The organism is Shewanella woodyi ATCC 51908, from assembly GCF_000019525.1.
GTDB lineage: Bacteria > Pseudomonadota > Gammaproteobacteria > Enterobacterales > Shewanellaceae > Shewanella > Shewanella woodyi.
The window spans coordinates 2124948-2141928 of record NC_010506.1; the positions used below are offsets into that span (position 1 = coordinate 2124948).

The 16981-nt window shown below is 43.0% G+C and carries 16 protein-coding genes; 9 read left to right on the forward strand and 7 right to left on the reverse strand.

The window, feature by feature from the left end; all coding sequences use genetic code 11:
- Positions 1-343 precede the first annotated feature (343 nt).
- From mak to SWOO_RS08690, 3 genes are all read left to right on the forward strand, one after another.
- Positions 344-1234, forward strand: coding sequence for a fructokinase (mak, locus tag SWOO_RS08680; RefSeq protein ID WP_012324339.1), 891 nt, complete (start codon positions 344-346; stop codon positions 1232-1234).
- A 65-nt stretch (positions 1235-1299) separates the two neighbouring features.
- Entirely contained in the window at positions 1300-2082 is a 783-nt protein-coding gene (locus SWOO_RS08685; RefSeq protein ID WP_195742881.1) for a YdcF family protein, read from the forward strand.
- 20 nt (positions 2083-2102) lie between these two features.
- The gene (locus tag SWOO_RS08690; RefSeq protein WP_012324341.1) at positions 2103-2777 is read left to right on the forward strand and encodes a DUF2982 domain-containing protein; all 675 of its coding nucleotides are present in this window, start codon (positions 2103-2105) and stop codon (positions 2775-2777) included.
- Between the two features lie 54 nt (positions 2778-2831).
- Here the strand turns inward: SWOO_RS08690 and SWOO_RS08695 are convergent, their stop codons facing one another.
- From SWOO_RS08695 to galU, 4 genes are all read right to left on the reverse strand, one after another.
- On the reverse strand, positions 2832-3239 hold the full coding sequence (locus tag SWOO_RS08695; protein WP_012324342.1) for a bactofilin family protein: 408 nt from the start codon (positions 3237-3239) through the stop codon (positions 2832-2834).
- A 365-nt stretch (positions 3240-3604) separates the two neighbouring features.
- Complete coding sequence (gene napF / locus SWOO_RS08700; RefSeq protein ID WP_012324343.1) at positions 3605-4096, reverse strand: ferredoxin-type protein NapF; 492 nt, start codon at positions 4094-4096, stop codon at positions 3605-3607.
- A gap of 70 nt (positions 4097-4166) precedes the next feature.
- Positions 4167-5183 (reverse strand): UDP-glucose 4-epimerase GalE, encoded by a 1017-nt coding sequence (gene galE / locus SWOO_RS08705; RefSeq protein ID WP_012324344.1) that lies wholly within the window; start codon positions 5181-5183, stop codon positions 4167-4169.
- Positions 5184-5185: 2 nt separating this feature from the next.
- Positions 5186-6103, reverse strand: coding sequence for a UTP--glucose-1-phosphate uridylyltransferase GalU (gene galU / locus SWOO_RS08710; protein ID WP_012324345.1), 918 nt, complete (start codon positions 6101-6103; stop codon positions 5186-5188).
- Positions 6104-6396: 293 nt separating this feature from the next.
- On the opposite strand from galU, the gene phhA reads away from it, so the two are divergent.
- From phhA to maiA, 5 genes are all read left to right on the forward strand, one after another.
- Entirely contained in the window at positions 6397-7194 is a 798-nt protein-coding gene (phhA, locus tag SWOO_RS08715) for a phenylalanine 4-monooxygenase (protein WP_012324346.1), read from the forward strand.
- 38 nt (positions 7195-7232) lie between these two features.
- The gene (locus SWOO_RS08720) at positions 7233-7571 is read left to right on the forward strand and encodes a 4a-hydroxytetrahydrobiopterin dehydratase (RefSeq protein WP_012324347.1); all 339 of its coding nucleotides are present in this window, start codon (positions 7233-7235) and stop codon (positions 7569-7571) included.
- Between the two features lie 233 nt (positions 7572-7804).
- A complete protein-coding gene (gene tyrR / locus SWOO_RS08725; RefSeq protein ID WP_012324348.1) occupies positions 7805-9343 on the forward strand; it encodes a transcriptional regulator TyrR in 1539 nt (512 codons plus the stop codon).
- A gap of 256 nt (positions 9344-9599) precedes the next feature.
- Positions 9600-10586 carry a fumarylacetoacetate hydrolase family protein gene (locus tag SWOO_RS08730; RefSeq protein WP_012324349.1) on the forward strand — a complete coding sequence of 329 codons (987 nt, stop codon included), beginning with the start codon at positions 9600-9602 and terminating at the stop codon, positions 10584-10586.
- A 67-nt stretch (positions 10587-10653) separates the two neighbouring features.
- Positions 10654-11313 carry a maleylacetoacetate isomerase gene (gene maiA, locus SWOO_RS08735; RefSeq protein WP_041417561.1) on the forward strand — a complete coding sequence of 220 codons (660 nt, stop codon included), beginning with the start codon at positions 10654-10656 and terminating at the stop codon, positions 11311-11313.
- 99 nt (positions 11314-11412) lie between these two features.
- Here the strand turns inward: maiA and SWOO_RS08740 are convergent, their stop codons facing one another.
- Positions 11413-12282 carry a LysR family transcriptional regulator gene (locus tag SWOO_RS08740; RefSeq protein WP_012324351.1) on the reverse strand — a complete coding sequence of 290 codons (870 nt, stop codon included), beginning with the start codon at positions 12280-12282 and terminating at the stop codon, positions 11413-11415.
- Positions 12283-12407: 125 nt separating this feature from the next.
- Here SWOO_RS08740 and SWOO_RS08745 point away from each other — a divergent pair, with 125 nt between their 5' ends.
- Positions 12408-13688, forward strand: a complete 1281-nt coding sequence (locus SWOO_RS08745) for an MFS transporter (RefSeq protein ID WP_049774456.1) — start codon at positions 12408-12410, stop codon at positions 13686-13688.
- Here the strand turns inward: SWOO_RS08745 and SWOO_RS08750 are convergent.
- Positions 13678-15045 carry a sigma-54-dependent transcriptional regulator gene (locus SWOO_RS08750; RefSeq protein ID WP_012324353.1) on the reverse strand — a complete coding sequence of 456 codons (1368 nt, stop codon included), beginning with the start codon at positions 15043-15045 and terminating at the stop codon, positions 13678-13680. The genes SWOO_RS08745 and SWOO_RS08750 overlap by 11 nt on opposite strands.
- A complete protein-coding gene (locus SWOO_RS08755; protein ID WP_012324354.1) occupies positions 15042-16868 on the reverse strand; it encodes a sensor histidine kinase in 1827 nt (608 codons plus the stop codon). Before SWOO_RS08755 ends, SWOO_RS08750 begins: the two co-directional genes overlap by 4 nt.
- Between the last annotated feature and the right edge of the window lie 113 nt (positions 16869-16981).

Genomic DNA, 16981 nt, shown 5'->3' on the forward strand with positions numbered 1-16981 from the left:
ATTGGAAAAGTGTTGAATTAGCCCTTGGTAAAAATATTGCCAATTGTCAATTTAACGTAACTGTAGTGTTGGCGTTTTGAGGTGTTTGGGTTTTAATTTTGCAGTTGTGAGTGTTGCTTTATTGTTTTGCTGAGGGTTTGAATACGAATGCAGCATTATTGAAAAGCTTTGCAAGGATATTGCGTAGGTTTAAACTCTTTTTAGTTTATGTATTTTAGATTTTTAATCGAAAATATTTAGTATTGCAAATGAATATAAGCGAATTTAGGTTTGTTCTCGCTACATAAATAGAAAACTCTTATATTGTTAGCCTTAAAACAGAAATAGCTGCGGAGTAGAGAAGATGGTGCGAATGGGCGTCGACCTTGGTGGAACTAAAATTGAAATTGTAGCGTTAAATGATGGAGGAAAAGAACTTTTTCGTAAACGTATACCGACTCCAAGAGAGTACCCTGCCACGCTGGATGCAATAGAAGCACTGGTCAATGAGGTTGAGTCAACATTGGGAGAAACTGGAACTGTTGGCGTGGGGATCCCTGGTGTTGTTTCTCCCTATTCTGGGCTGGTAAAAAACGCCAATTCGACTTGGATTAATGGTCACCCTTTAGATGTGGATTTAGGTGAGCGTTTGAATCGTGAGGTGAGAGTTGCCAATGATGCTAACTGCTTTGCTGTTTCTGAAGCTGTCGATGGCGCCGCTGCAGGAAAGGGGGTTGTATTTGGTGTGATTATTGGCACTGGCTGTGGTGCCGGCTTTGCGATCAATGGCAAGGTACATGCAGGTGGTAATGGCATTGGTGGTGAATGGGGCCATAATCCGCTGCCTTGGATGACAAGTGATGAGTTTAATACTACCTCCTGTTTCTGTGGCAATAGAGATTGTATTGAGACCTTTATTTCCGGTACTGGTTTTGTCAGGGATTTTAAAGCAGCTGGTGGACAAGCAAATAGCGGAATAGAGATCGCGAGTTTAGTGGAAAACGGAGATAAGTTGGCCAAAGCGGCCTTTGAGCGTTATATCGATAGATTGGCTCGCTCATTAGCCCACGTGATCAATGTGCTTGACCCTGATGTGATTGTGTTAGGCGGAGGTGTGTCTAACATCGCAGCTATCTATCCTCTGTTACCAGAAGTATTACCTAAATATGTACTTGGCGGTGAATGCAGAACACCTGTTGTACAAAATATGTATGGCGGCTCTTCGGGAGTGAGAGGCGCAGCTTGGCTATGGTAAAGCTTTGAGCTGAACGGGGAACTTGTTAGAATAAGCGCCGCTCTCTTATATGGATGTTGGATACGATGTTTTGGTTAAAGAAGATAATTTCTCAGCTGTTTATGCCTGTGCCCCTGACAGTGTTGCTCCTGCTTGTTGCGATGGTGCTACTTCGAAATAGGAAATTAGTTCGTAGCTTACTTTCCCTTGCTATTGTATTGCTGGTTTTTCTTAGCAGTACACCAGGTAGTAATCTGCTTAGCTCACCACTTGAAAACAAATATAGTGTTAATAGTAACACCATCCCTAAAGGGTGTTTAGTGATGGTGTTGGGCAGTGGCCATGATGAGTCAATCTCTGGTACAGCAGTTCAAAAACTCTCTTCAACTGCACTGGCGAGACTGTCTGAAGGTATTCGTCAATACAATCTAGGCAGTGATTGTAAACTGGTTGTCAGTGGCTGGAGTGGAGGGGAGGGGACTCTTTCCCATGCTGAAGTGATGGCTGAAGCGGCGATAGAGTTAGGAATAGATAACGAGCGTATCATCAGGTTTCCGTTAGCAAGAGATACCATAGAGGAAGCCGAGTTTCTTAAATGGGAGATAGGTAATTACCCATTTAGATTGGTCACATCGGCGAGTCATATGCCTCGCTCCATGGCTATTTTTCAAAATATTGGTTTAGCTCCTCAAGCGGCTCCTACGGATTTTATGACACGTCAAGGACGTTGGTGGCGACTTGATGCGGAAAACTTATGGTCATCTCAAAGAGCCATTCATGAGTACCTTGGTCGTCTGTGGTTTAAAATAAAGTATGAAAATGATGGCACAATGAATAATGCCTCTACACCGGCAAGAGAGAGTTATTAGCGTGATAATTAGGAAAAATTTTGCAGAGTAAACTGGTGGAAGTACGTTCGAGTGTTAAGCGAAATGCCATTACGCTCACCTTTGTTGGGCTGGTTGGGATTATTTTAGGTTTAGTTCTATTTCTCAGCTCTTCAGTGCTTTTTGCTCCCGCTTTATGTGCTTTTGCTTTGGGGATTATCGCAACAGTGCTTGGGGTTTCCAAACAGATGGAGCCTGAGGTGAGCATCACTTTGTCACCTGATGGACTCAGTTATCACCATAGGCGAGGCAGCTTGTTTATTGAGTGGGAAAATGTTCAACGCTTTGATATCCCTAAAAGTCTAGATGGTCTTGAGACGATTGAATTGCCATTTATCGGGATCCGTTTGAAAAAAATCAACCCAGTACTTGATGTGATCCCTGGCCGTCTTGCTACAGGCTTACTGACTGAGCAGCGCCCCTTGCTAATGTCTGCTGTGACATTAGATGAGAATTTAGAAGTACTAGAGGACTACCTTAACTCTGAATTTACACCTTTATTGGTTAATGGTGAAAGGTATAGAGGGGTACTGGCTATGTATGGACACAGAAGTGAGATGTTAAACAGAAATTTAGGCTATCACCAATATATCCCTTTTGATTGTTTAGACAGAGAACCTAGAGAGTTTTTAACCCTATTAAGGGATTACCTGCAAGAAGTCAGAGAGAGCGCTTAATATTTATAGGGAGAGTGAAACATCCTTGTTGATCAATGTTGAGTTAAGCTGGAGTTAATTGGTTTGCAGTTCACCTTCAACGTCAGAATTGAGCAGTTCTTGCTGCTCTATTGTATTAAGTAGTGCAACCTCCTCCCTGACTCGCATACCAATAAACTGTCCGCCTTCAAATATCTCCATCGATTCACAGGCTATTTCACCTTCGACAGTGCCTGTGCTGGTGATATTGAGCTTGTCACACTTGAGTTTTCCTTTAAAACTTCCGGAGACTTTTAGCTCGTTACAGCTTAGTTCTCCATCAATATGCCCATCAACTTCGATGGTGATTTTTCCAGAGGAGCTGACTTTACCATACACTTCACCACCAATTAGTGCCTCTCCGGCAAAGTGACTTTCCCCCGATAATTTAGTACCTTGTGCAACAAAAGTTAGTCCGGTATTCGATCTTTTTTTAGTAAACATAAGCTTCTTAAAGTGGCTTGTGGATACCAAGATATTAACCTTAATTTAACGCTAACAAAACCATTAATATTTGGCACACTATCGTCATTTTTTTGGCTTTATACCAATCAGTATAAAGATTTGATCGCTCAGCGAGAGTTTAGCGGTCCTGAGGCAAGGCAACGAGTGAAGAGCATAGTTATTCTACGGTTAAGCTCGTTAACGCAGTATCAGAACCGCTAAAACTCGCCTGTAAGGAGTGTTTTTGGCTGCCTACTTCTGCGTTGAATTAACTCACAAGGGAACAACCATTCTGTCATTCATTCGCCTTGAATTAGTTTGCCAAAAGACACTCTGAGTAGATCAACTTCTTATACTGATTGGTATTATACTCTGTTGTCTGAAGCTGCTAATATAATTGAGTTATTGGGGCAGGGAGCAACGCAGGCACCACAGCCTGTGCAGGCGTTAAGGTCTATATTTGGTCTAGGAGCTTGGCCTATTTCTGGCTTGAATGTGATGGCTCTGGGATCGCATGCATCTTTACAGCTTTGGCACCAGATCCCATGGTGAGCAAGGCAGGTATCATTGACCGTTGCGGTCAGTTGCCAAGCTTGCTCATTGGTATCGGTAAAAATAGCTTCTGGACACACCTCTGCGCATTTTTTACAGAAAGTACACTCATCGATTTTAAAGTCTATCTCAGGAAAACCACCGTCTCCCTTGATGATAATATCTGTTTCACAGCTTAGGATGCATTTGTCACACCGACTGCAGATATCGGTAAACTCTATATCTGTACGACTCCATGGTGGGCGGATAGCGTTAGACTTACGGCGACTAAAAAGACGGCGGCGGCTCTGATTGATATTGCTCATTGAAGATAGGTGTCCTCTAAGTCAGCAAACTAGGTGCTTGCCGACTTAACTGCTAAATAAGTGAATGAGATTAACTACTTGCGTATCCATTAGGATTGCTAGATTGCCACTTCCAGCTGCTATTAGCCATATCTTCTAGGCTATGGGTCGCCTGCCAACCTAGCTCTGTTTTGGCTTTTAAGGGGTCGGCATAACAGGCTGCAATATCACCGGGTCGGCGAGCTACGATTTGGTAACTGATGCTCTTTCCACAGGCTTTTTCAAATGCATTTACCATGTCAATCACACTGTAGCCAACCCCTGTGCCAAGGTTATAGGTTACAAGCCCAGATTGAGTGTTAAGTTTCTCTAACGCTTTGAGGTGCCCGATGGCAAGATCCACAACGTGAATATAATCGCGAACCCCAGTACCGTCATGGGTATTATAATCATCCCCAAAAACGCTGAGTTTGTCTCTCTTACCAACCGCTACTTGAGCAATAAATGGCATTAAATTATTCGGTATATCATTAGGGTCTTCACCTATTGAACCACTGGCGTGTGCACCGACTGGGTTAAAGTAGCGTAGACGTGCAATATTCCAGCTTGGGTCTGACTGATAAAGATCCTCTAGAATGTTCTCTACCATCAACTTAGATTGTCCATAGGGATTAGTTGCACCTGTTGGGAAGTCTTCAGTAATCGGTAAGCTTGCTGGATCGCCATACACGGTAGCTGACGAGCTAAACACTAAATTTTTAACATCGTTTTCAGCCATCACTTCACATAAAACTAAGGTGCCAGAAACATTGGTTTCATAATAGCGAAGTGGTTGTGCTACAGACTCTCCTACGGCTTTTAAACCTGCAAAATGGATAACTGCTTGGATTTTGTGATCGGTAAACACTTTCTGTAAAAACGCTTTATTGAGTACATCACCTTGATAAAAAGTGACCGATTTCCCAGTAATGCTCTCAACTCGGTGCAAAGCTTCAATACTTGAGTTAACTAGATTATCAATAATCACGACCTCTTGGTCGGTATTTAAAAGTTCTACAACGGTATGGCTGCCAATATAACCAGCACCACCTGTGACTAAAATCGTCATGATTACTTTTCCTCGTCGAATTCGTTGACTAACTGCTTAAGATATTGCTTGAAATCATGACCGATCTCTTTGTGGCGAAGTGCATGTTCTACACTGGCTTGCATATAACCTTGTTTATTACCACAGTCATGGCTCTTGCCCTTCATGTAGTAGGCGTTAACTGTTTGTTTTTCCATTAGCATGGCAATCGCATCGGTTAACTGTATCTCATCACCGGCTCCTGCTGGAGTTTTTGCAAGCAGTGGCCAAATATCTGCAGGTAAAATATAACGGCCGACGACTGCTAGATTGGAAGGGGCGACATTAATATTGGGCTTCTCAACTAATTGAGCTAGGGGGACAGATTCACCCGGTTGCAGGTCATGCCCTTTAACATCGGCTATGCCGTATTGATCAACCTGATCTATTGGTACTCCCTCAACCATTATCTGGCCAGTTTCAGTTTGATCATAGAGCTTAACCATCTCTGCAAGATTGTCGTTACGCAGATCGCAGCTGGCTTCATCCACTAGGACATCGGGAAGAAGAACGGCAAAAGGCGCATCACCAACCACAGACTTTGCACATAAAATGGCATGGCCTAACCCTTTGGCTTGTGATTGACGCACACTAATGACGGTGACACCCCTAGGGCAGATAGATTGGATCTCGGATAACAGTTGACGTTTTACTCGTCTTTCGAGTTGGGCTTCAAGTTCAAAACTGGTATCAAAATGGTTTTCGATGGGATTTTTACTGGCATGGGTAACAAGTACGATTTCATTGATCCCAGCGTTAATTGCTTCATTGACAACATATTGAATAAGCGGTTTATCAACGACGGGTAACATCTCTTTAGGTATCGCTTTCGTTGCCGGAAGCATCCTTGTTCCAAGTCCCGCGACAGGAATAACAGCTTTGCAAATTTTATGTTGTTTCATTCTTTCCCTTTCATGCACTTATAGCTTGATATACCTATTTTAATAAACTGTGGGGGAAAAGCCATATTAATAGTGAACTTACATGGCCTTGTATCTGAATGGAAATTTTGGCAATAATTCAATACGAATTAAGTTTTTAAATTTCAGTGACTTGTGATGGTGTGCGTTTTAGGTGTAACTTTTTGGTTACAATTGTGGGGGCTCAGTCGACCAGATAAAAAGTGTGAAGTGGTTAACAAAAAAGGCGCTTTGGTCAACTATGAAGATAGATTCCATAACGTGTATAGATGAAGATGAGTAAACAAACTGAGTATGTAGCCCGTTTGCCTGATGCAAAGGGTCAGCTACATTTTCCACAAGATGAACATGATATTTGGCAAGCCCTCTATCAAAGGCAACTCGATAACTTACCTAAGTTTGCTTGTGCTGAGTATCAACAAGGCTTGAAGAAGCTAGCCCTTTGTGATGATAAGATCCCTCAGCTTACCGAGATCGATAAAGTCTTGTTAGATAGCACGGGCTGGAAAACTGCAGCAGTGCCTGCACTTATTTCATTTGAGAAGTTTTTTGCTCTTTTGGCTAACAAAGAGTTTCCTGTTGCAACCTTTATTCGTTCCAAAGATGAGTTTGATTATCTGCGTGAACCGGATATTTTTCATGAAGTATTTGGCCACTGTCCGCTATTAACTAACCCCTCATTTGCACATTTTTCACATGTTTATGGAAAATTAGGCTTAGCTGCAAGTAAGGAAGATCGTGTCTTCTTGGCAAGGTTATATTGGTTTACTGTTGAGTTTGGCCTTATCCAGAAGAGAGATAACTCTTTGGAGATCTATGGAGGAGGCATTTTAAGCTCGCCAGGTGAAACACTTTATGCCATGGGAAGTACACCTGAGATAAGACCATTCAATCTACTCGATGTATTGAGAACACCATATCGTATCGATATTATGCAGCCTGTGTATTATGCAATTGATAGCATTGAGTATCTTGATGAGATCGTAAAGATGGATATTATGGGAGCTGTAGCTGAGGCGAAGAAGCTAGGTCTATTTGAGCCTCTGTTTGAACCGAAATCTAAAGCCAGTTAAATCACCATAACTAAAACAAATAATTTGAAGGATGTAAGATGACTAAATTAGCAGATATGAAGTGTGAAGCCTGCCAAGCTGATGCTCCTAAAGTAACCGATAGTGAGTTGGCAGAACTGATACGATTGATCCCTGATTGGGGCGTTGAAGTTCGTGATGGCATCATGCAGCTTGAGCGTGTTTATAAGTTTAAAAACTTTAAATTGGCTATGGAGTTCACCAATAAGTTGGCTGAACTGGCAGAAGAGGAGTTTCATCATCCTGGGATTTTAACCGAATGGGGTAAGGTCACTGTCACTTGGTGGTCACACTCAGTTAAAGGCCTACACCGTAATGATTTCATTATGGCATCCAAGACTGACCAGTTGCTTGGGTAATATTAAAAAATATAAATATCAGCAGGTTAGTCTAGATTTTCCTGCTGTCCTTTCTCTTTGTTACACTTTGTTCTGTAAACAAGACTTGCCACAATAATCATAACCTTCTAACGTATAGGCGTCTGAGATGCTGTGATTACCCTTTGCAATAGTTCTATTGCCTTCAAAAGTTAAACAGATACTCAGTATTAATCCCACTAATTGATGTTTTTAATAAAGGGAAGTATACCAGAATGCGGTTGGAAGTATGTTGTTTGGACCGAGTGGGTCTAGCTAAAGATATTTTAATGATTTTAGAAGGTTATGGCATTAACCTACTCGCCATTGATGCCAGTAATCAAGGGTTTCTCTATCTACAGTTTGCAGAAGTAAACTTTGATACCCTCAGTGAACTACTGCCTTTGATCCGAAAAGTTGAGGGGGTACATGATGTCCGTACAGTCTCTTTTATGCCATCAGAGCAGGAGCACTATGCGTTAAAAACCTTGCTGAAAACCTTGCCCGATTCTGTTTTCTCTATCGATGTGAAGGGAAGAGTTCGGATCGTGAATGAGTCGGCTATTATGACCATTGGCATGCAAGAGCATGAGATCTTGGATGAGTCCCTCAACCATTGGGTACAAGGGTTTAATTTTAGCCGTTGGTTAAGTGAAAGCTTAGTATTGGCTCAGGCGACACGAGTCAATATTGGTCAGAATGAATATCTGGCAGAGATGCTCCCAATTTACCTGCCTGATGAGAATGATAAATCGATTCTTGCGGGCGCCGTTGTATCACTTAAATCACCAGCTAGAGTGGGCAAGCAATTCAATGCGCTACAGAATCAAACTGTTGGTTTTGAGAATGTACTGGCGACCAGCGATAAGATGAAAGAGGTGCTTGTACAGGCACGCCGAATGGCTCAACTTGATGCGCCACTGCTAATCACAGGAGAAACAGGTACGGGTAAAGAGCTAATGGCACGAGCGTGTCATGATGCCAGTATGCGCAGAGAGTATCCGTTTATCGCGATAAACTGTGCAGCCTTGCCAGATAGCGCCGCTGAGGAGGAGCTATTTGGTTATGTGAGAAACGGTGAGGTGATTAAGCGAGGCTTCTTTGAAGAGGGTAAAGGCGGCACGGTTTTTCTCGATGAGATAGCTGAAATGTCTAAATCTGCTCAAGTTAAGCTATTGCGTCTGTTACAAGATGGAACGTTCAGACGTTTGGGTGAAGATCAGGAGGTGAGAGCAGATGTTAGAATAATCTGTTCTACCCAGAAGAACTTGGCAGAGCTGTGTCAGACAGGTGATTTTAGAGAAGATCTTTATTACCGTATCCATGTATTGAGTTTCCACCTTCCATCGCTTCGTGAACGTAAGATTGATGTTATCCCGCTGACTGAGATGTTCCTTGAGCACTATAGCCAGCAACTTTCAATCCCTATTCGCCGGATCTCTGCTCAGTGCCGTGAGCACTTACTCAATTACGCTTGGCCAGGTAATGTTAGACAACTTAAAAATGCTATTTTTAGGGCAGTGTCTATGTGGGATGGCTCTGCTGAGCTTACGGTTGAGCAGTTGAAACTGCCTTCATATGCTGAGGGTTTCGGTTATTTTGATCATCAATTTGAGGGAAGCCTAGATCAGGCTATGAAGCAATTTGAGGCCAGTCTGCTTAGAAGGCTCTATCCTGCCTACCCAAGTACTAGACAGTTAGCGAAGAAGTTAGGTGTGTCGCACACTGCGATAGCGAACAAGTTAAGAGAGTATAAGATCAGTAAACAGAAGTAGATGTAACAAGAGATTGCCACCTTAAGTGTTGGGTTTTTCATCACTGTTTGTGTGAAAAGCCCAAGGGAGTAGGTGAGTTTTTAACTGTAATTATTTATTTACAAAATTGGATGTCGGTCGGGATATTGTGATTTGTGTCACGCTATTCCTATCGGCCTTAGCTTAGTGTCATTCTATAATAATTATTGCGTCAAATATCATCTCTGCAGACAGAGCCAGTTTTGTTTGTAGCGAGGGGTTTAGGACAGGAGCAGGTATGAAGTTAGCCAGTTATAACAATGGTCGTCGTGATGGCCAGTTGATGTTAGTTAGTAAAGATCTCACCAAAGCAGTAGCGGTACCCGCGATAGCCCATACTATGCAGGAATTGCTAGATGCTTGGCAGTTACTTCAGCCGCAGTTGAGCGAGTTATATGATGCATTAAATGATGGCTTGATCGATAACGCCATCGAATTTGATGAGGCTAAGTGTTTGTCTCCTCTTCCAAGAGCATATCAATGGGCCGATGGCAGTGCATATGTGAACCATGTTGAGTTGGTACGTAAGGCTCGTGGTGCTCAGATGCCAGAAACTTTCTGGACCGATCCTTTAGTGTATCAAGGTGGTTCTGACTGCTTTATCGCACCTAAAGCCGATATTCCGTTGGCAAACGAAGAGTGGGGCATCGATTTCGAGTCAGAAATTGCCGTTATCACTGATGATGTACCTATGGGTGTATCGACTGAGAATGCTGAGAAACATATCAAACTGCTTATGCTAGTCAACGATGTGTCACTGCGTAATTTGATCCCTGGTGAACTCGCTAAGGGCTTTGGTTTCTACCAAGCTAAACCGTCGAGCAGTTTTTCGCCTGTTGCAGTAACACCGGATGAGCTAGGTAAGCGCTGGGAAGACTCTAAAGTGCATCTGCCATTGATAACCCACTTGAACCGTGAGTTGTTTGGTCAGCCAAATGCAGGTGTTGATATGACGTTCAACTTCAGTCAACTTGTATCTCATGTGGCTAAGACTCGTCCGTTAGGCGCTGGTGCGATTATCGGATCAGGAACTATCTCTAATTATGATCGTAGTGCGGGCTCAAGTTGTTTAGCTGAAACTCGTATGCTCGAGACGATAGCCGATGGTAAGCCAGCGACATCATTTATGAAGTTTGGTGACAGAGTTCGTATCGAGATGCTCGATGATAATAACGAAACTATCTTTGGTTCAATTGATCAGCAGGTCGTTGAGTACAAAGGCTAACACCTTATGTTTTCTTTAAAAGGCCAATTCAATGAGTTGGCCTTTTTTGTATCAAAAGGATTATATGATGAAACTTTATGGATATTGGCGCTCAAGTGCCGCTTATCGGGTTAGGATAGCCCTGAACCACAAAGGATTGGAAGCGGAGCAGTTGTCTGTTCACCTGGTTAAAGATGGAGGCGAGCAACATAAAGCCGATTATGCCAGGTTAAACCCTCAAGAATTAGTGCCTGCATTTATTGATACAGACGCAGAAGGTAATGAGGATGAGTTTATTCTTTCTCAATCGCTGGCCATTATTGAGTATCTCGATGAGAAATATCCTGAAGTCAAACTCGTTCCGGATAGCATGTATGACAGGGCCCTTGTTCGTTCGATGGCGATGTCAATCGCCTGTGAAGTACACCCGCTGAATAATCTTAAGGTGCTTCAATATCTGGCTAAAGGATTAAACTTGGACGATGATGCTAAGTCTGCTTGGTATCATCACTGGATCCATGAAGGCTTTGCTGCACTTGAGAAGCAACTTATTAAATATTCAGGCCGTTACTGTTTTGGTGATTCTGTAACCCTGGTTGACCTGTGTCTTGTTCCTCAGGTTTATAATGCTAACCGTTTTAAGGTTGGCTTAGAAGCTTACCCAAACATTGTGAGGATCACCCAAAATTGTAATCAGCTCGATGCTTTTATTGATGCATCTCCCGAGAATCAAGCCGATGCCAGTTAATTCGCTTAAAGAGTAATAGTGAATCAAATCTGAATAGCTTCTCAATGAACATGATTCGTTGAGAAGCTTATTTTTGATTTGGCTATCAATTTAATTTTATCACCTATTTTTCATCAAGAAGTCGACAAAGGCTCTATCGGCAACACTGATAGGTTTGTGTCTTTTCCAAGCGATATGAAGATCGAGAAAAACTGGTGGAGTGAACGGCTTAGCTAAGATTTCATCTTTTTCACTGATCACCATCTCGAGTACACTGGTGATAGCAAAGCCCTGTGACACTATCTGTTTGATCAAGTTGATTAGATTGGTTTCAAAGCCGATGTTGGCATGCAGGCCTAATGCGTCTGCCTGAGATAACATCCACTCCCGATGGAAGTAACCCGGTTTAAACATCACAAGTTCATGCTCAAAAAACTGCTCAATATTGATATCTTCCTGCTCGGCCAAAGGGTGCTCCGTGCCAAGTGCCACCACCATCTGCTCAGTTAACAGCAGTTGGCTTTCAAATTCGGGCTTAAGATCTTGTGCTGTGATGATGGCAACATCGACCTCCTCCTGTATCAACATCCTCAAGGAGTCTCGTGTTCCTCCTTCAAAAAGCGACAGTTTAAGATCCGGATATTGATGTCTAAAAGCCATTAGCCTGCTTGGCAGGTAGAAGGAGCCAAGCATGCCCGGCACGGCTATGTTAACTTCACCTTTGGTTAGGTTAGCCATTGATTTAATATGAGACTCAGCCTGCTTAAGCTGTTTAATGATAAGTAAGGCGTGGCTATGTAGAGCCTTTCCCTCTGCCGTTAGTGATACTTTCTTTATGCTGCGGGTGACTAAGGTAACCCCAAGTGAAAGTTCGAGTCGTTTAATACTCTGGCTTAACGCAGGTTGTGCCATGTTCAGGCTTTCGGCAGCTTTAGTGAAGCTGCCATGTTTTACCAGTGAATCTAGATGTTTAAGCTGCCTTATATCCATAACATTAATCAATAGCTTCTATTGTTTTAATCTATTATTGTTATGTTATTACTGGTGCTAACCTATGTCCATCGAGTTTGTTTATTAAGTTACTGGGACTGATGACGGCTAATACTCACCAAGTGATGAATTCAACCATTCTAATTGAGCCTGAGGCTCACACTTCATTGGTATATAGAAGCGAAGTTAGGCTTATTTGGAGCCTCTCCATCGCCTCTATTGTGGTTTATATTAACCTCTATCTAGTGCAGGGGATATTGCCCCTGATCGCTAATAGGTTTGATGTTGCTGTCTCCCATGGGACCTTACTTCTCTCTGTGACTAGTTTCTCAATGGCATTTTCACTGCTTTTCTATGCCGTTTTATCTGACAGAATTGGGCGTAGAACGCCTCTGTTGATCAGTTTATATTTGCTGCTTCTCTCTGATCTGTTGATGGTGTTTGTGGCTGACTTTTCTCAATTAGTGACGCTTAGGTTGTTGCAAGGTGTTTTATTGGCTGCGGTGCCGGCAATAGCTATGGCTTATTTTAAAGATGAGCTGAGTAAAGCTGCTATGTTGAAGGCTGGCGCCATCTACATTGCTGCCAATAGTTTAGGCGGTATTGCTGGTCGCTTGATAGGTGGCGCTTTGTCATTACATTTTCCTTGGCAGGAGGTTATCTGTGTCATCTTGTTGGTCTCATTTATTGGTGTAGTAACAGTACACTGCTTATTGCCTGCAAAAGGTAAGAGCCGTCACTTACCAAGTCACCTTTTCGCTGCAACAAAGCCAACGACCTGGTATTCGTCTCTCTATTGCGATCTAACGGGCTTTTGGCATCATCTAAAGGATAGCAAGTTGAGAAGCATCTATCTGGTTGGCGGACTTGCGTTTTTGGTGATGGTAAACCAATTTAGCTATATTCAACTCCATTTGATGTCGTCTCCATTTCATTGGGGACGTTTTCAAGTGACGCTCATATTTCTTTGCTACCTAAGTGGTACCTTAGCTTCTCTCTATTCAAGCCGCTGGATAGGCCGTTTTGGGCGAGCTAGATTATTTAACTTAGCCATTTTAGCCATGTTTTTAGGAGGTCTTGTCACTTTGTTGAATACGACTTTAGCTATCTGCATCGGCTTTTTGATGAGCTCGTTCGGTTTCTTTCTGCTTCATAGTGGCTGTAATGCTTGGGTTGCTCAGCGCGCTCGAGTCCATAGAGCTAAGGCAACTGCGCTGTATCTGTGTTGTTATTATTTAGGGGCGTCACTTGGCGGCCCCTACCTATTACCGTTTTGGCAACATTGGGGCTGGAGTGGGGTCGTCGCGGCTTCAAGTATTGTGTTACTTGTGCTTGCTTGGGTATTACATAGATTAACCCAAGCGAGCTCTGACGAAGTAGCTCGGGTCGATTTTGTTACTGAATAAACAGTTTCCTGTCTAAATCATATTTTTGCATCTTGTCATAGAGGGTTTTACGGGGCAGCTCTAGCTGCTCCATGGTGAGCTTGATACTGCCTTTGTTGTGGCTAAGGGCTTCCTCTATTAAGAGACGTTCGAAAAACTCGACTCTCTGTTGTAACGACATGGCGCCATTAAGATTGACAGGGTTATTTATTGAGGTCGCAAAGGCTGCTTCTGCACCGAGCAAAACATAGCGTTCAGCAAGGTTTCTTAGCTCTCTGACATTGCCTGGCCAATCATGTGAGGTGAGTTGGGCACCTTGTTCAGAGGTTAATGGGATAAGCGCCTTGTGATACCGAGAGGAGGCTATTCGAGCGAAATGTAAAAACAGTAGGCCAATATCTTCTCGTCGCTCTCTAAGGGCAGGAATAGACACAGTGACTAAGTTCAATCGGTAGAGCAGATCTTGTCTGAACTCACCTGTTTTACACAGGCTATCTAGGTCGACTTTGGTGGCGGCTATGATTCGAATATCGAGTGGAACCGTTTTGTTTGATCCGAGTCGTTCGACACATCTGTCCTCTAATACTCTAAGTAACTTTACTTGAAGCGAGAGGGGAGTGCTCTCTATTTCGTCGAGAAACAGAGTGCCACCGTTTGCATATTCAAATTTTCCAATTCGTGTTTTATCAGCACCTGTGAAGGCCCCAGCTTCGGCGCCGAAGAGCTCACTCTCAATAATCGTTTCGGGGATAGCCCCACAGTTTATAGCAACAAAGTTGGCTTGGTTGCGTACACTATGATCATGAAGGTAACGGGCGACCAGCTCTTTTCCTGTACCGGTTTCTCCCTCTATGAGTACATCGGCAGGCATATCCAACACCTGATGGAGAATATGTTTCATCTGCTTGATCCCCGGACTGTGTCCCAATATTCTGGGACCGGGAAAGCTAATTGACTCAAGCTCTTGTTTTAACTTCCGGTTTTCAAGGGTTAATGCTCGTTTTTCTAAGGCTCGTTTAACCACATCGAGCATATATTCGTTGTTAAAGGGCTTCTCTAGGAAATCATAGGCGCCCTGTTTAAGCGCGTTGACTGCCATGGCTATATCACCAAATCCGGTGAGGAGTATGATGGGCAGATCGTTATCTTGCTTGATAAGGCTCTGCATCAAAGAGATGCCATTTAGCTCAGGCATATTTACATCTGAGATTAATACTCCAGGCCAATTGATATCAATTCGTTCAATGATTGATTTGGGCTCAGAGGTGGCGAAGGCTGAGATCCCTTCAAGTTCAAACAGTTGTACCAGTGCCGAACCGATAAGCGGTTCATCATCGACAATGATGACTCTATATTGCTCCAGGCTTTCAGGGCTCATAAATGCTCTCCTTGGTGTCGATGCGTAGGTGGCTCATTTTTCATTTCACTGTGGTAAATGGGTAAACAAATTTCAAATATTGCTCCTCCGTCAACAGCGTTAGAGACCTCAATACTGCCCTGCATAGACTCGATAATTCTACGGGAAATGGATAAGCCCAGGCCTAGCCCTTGTCGATCGCTAGTGGTGTAATATGGCTCAAATATCTTTTCCATCTGGCTATCTTGCACACCGGGACCGCTGTCCTGAATTTTGATACAGAGCATCTCACCCTTTTCAATACGTATGGTGATCCGTTTTACTTTACTGCGTTCCATAGCGAGGATGGCGTTACTCATTAAATTGACGAGTACTTGTTGAAGCCGAATGTCATCTCCCCATATTTCATAGTGCTCGGTGCTTGTTATCAGCTTTAGCTCCACACCTTGTTTATCAATCTCTGGCTGAATGATAGTCATGGCATCTTGAATACACAGCTCAATATTCGTCGCACTATCGTCACCTTGGCTCTTACGGGTGAAGCTTTTAAATTGGCTGACGATGGTCGCAAGTCTGTTGGTGAGTGAGATGATGGTATGAATATTGTCCTTTACATGCTCAGTCTTATTTCTGGATAACAGTGTTAGGGTATTTTGTGCATAGCTTTTAATCGCGGCCAGTGGTTGGTTTATCTCATGATTAATACTGGCGGACAGGCTACCTATAACGGTCAGCTTTGCCGCTTGAATAAGCTCATCTTGGGTTTCACTTAGCATGCGGTTGCTTGCCTCTAAATCTTGAGTTCTGTCTTTAACTCTCTGCTCTAACATGTCATTAACCTGCTGTATTCTTAGCAGGTTTTTACGTTTTTCGTAACCTAAAAGAGCGGCTAGTGCTAACAAAAGGTAAAGGGTCGCGTAAAGCAGCATAATGGCTGGCAAAGACTGGTATATGGGAGCTAGTGGGGTCATGATATGCACCGTCCAGCCAGCTCTGTTCATCGCTTTATGGGTTTCCAAATAGTCATGTTGCTTGGTGTTGGCATTAATTCGATAGATTTTATGTTCTTTGTTAGATGTATTTTTGTAGGGTGGGTAAAGGGTTAATTCATTAATCACGCGGTTAGCATATCGCTTAGAGGCATTAATAGCATATTGACGAGATTGATCGATGGGAGTGAGTGAGGTTAACTGCCACTCGTTGATACTGGATAAAAAGATAATGTTATCTGGATCGGCAACGGCGAACTCATAACCGCCAGCTCGAGCAATGCCTGTGCTTTGCTTTTCGATATCAGTGATATCGACCTTTACCACAATCGCGCCCAATATACTGGCTTGACTATAGATGGGGTATGAGAAGTAATATCCACGTTTATTTGAAGTGGTGCCAACAGCAAAATAGCGACCCAAATTCCCCTCAATCGCCTCTTGAAAATAGGGTCTGAAGGAGAAGTCTTTACCAATAAAAGAGTAGTTTTCTCGCCAGTTACTCGCAGAAATTGCGACGCCGAGAGCATCGACTAGATAGATATCTAATGATTCCGTGATGTTTTGTATCTGTTCTAAATAGATATTGAGTGCTTGTAGATTTTTTTCATCTTGCTGGTTTAGCAGAACATTTTTGAGTAAGGGGTTAGTGGAAAGTACATGGGGAATACTCTCATACCTTGATAGTGATGCGCCAAGGAAGTTGATCAACTCTTTCATCTGCTGCTGAGAGCTGTGATCTGTCTCTTGGTAGCCTTCATTGAGATAGTACCTGTGGGTCGAAAATAGGGTCAGAATCAGCCCTGAGATAATTAGAGACGTTGTAAGTAGATATTTTTTAGTGTTTATTGACATAGAGCTATACACATCCCAGTGAAAACATAGCGAGTCTAACCAGTAGGATTACTATACTATTGGTTAGACACTTGTGAAACCCTTGTTTTGTTTATGGGTATTTGTGGTTGCCA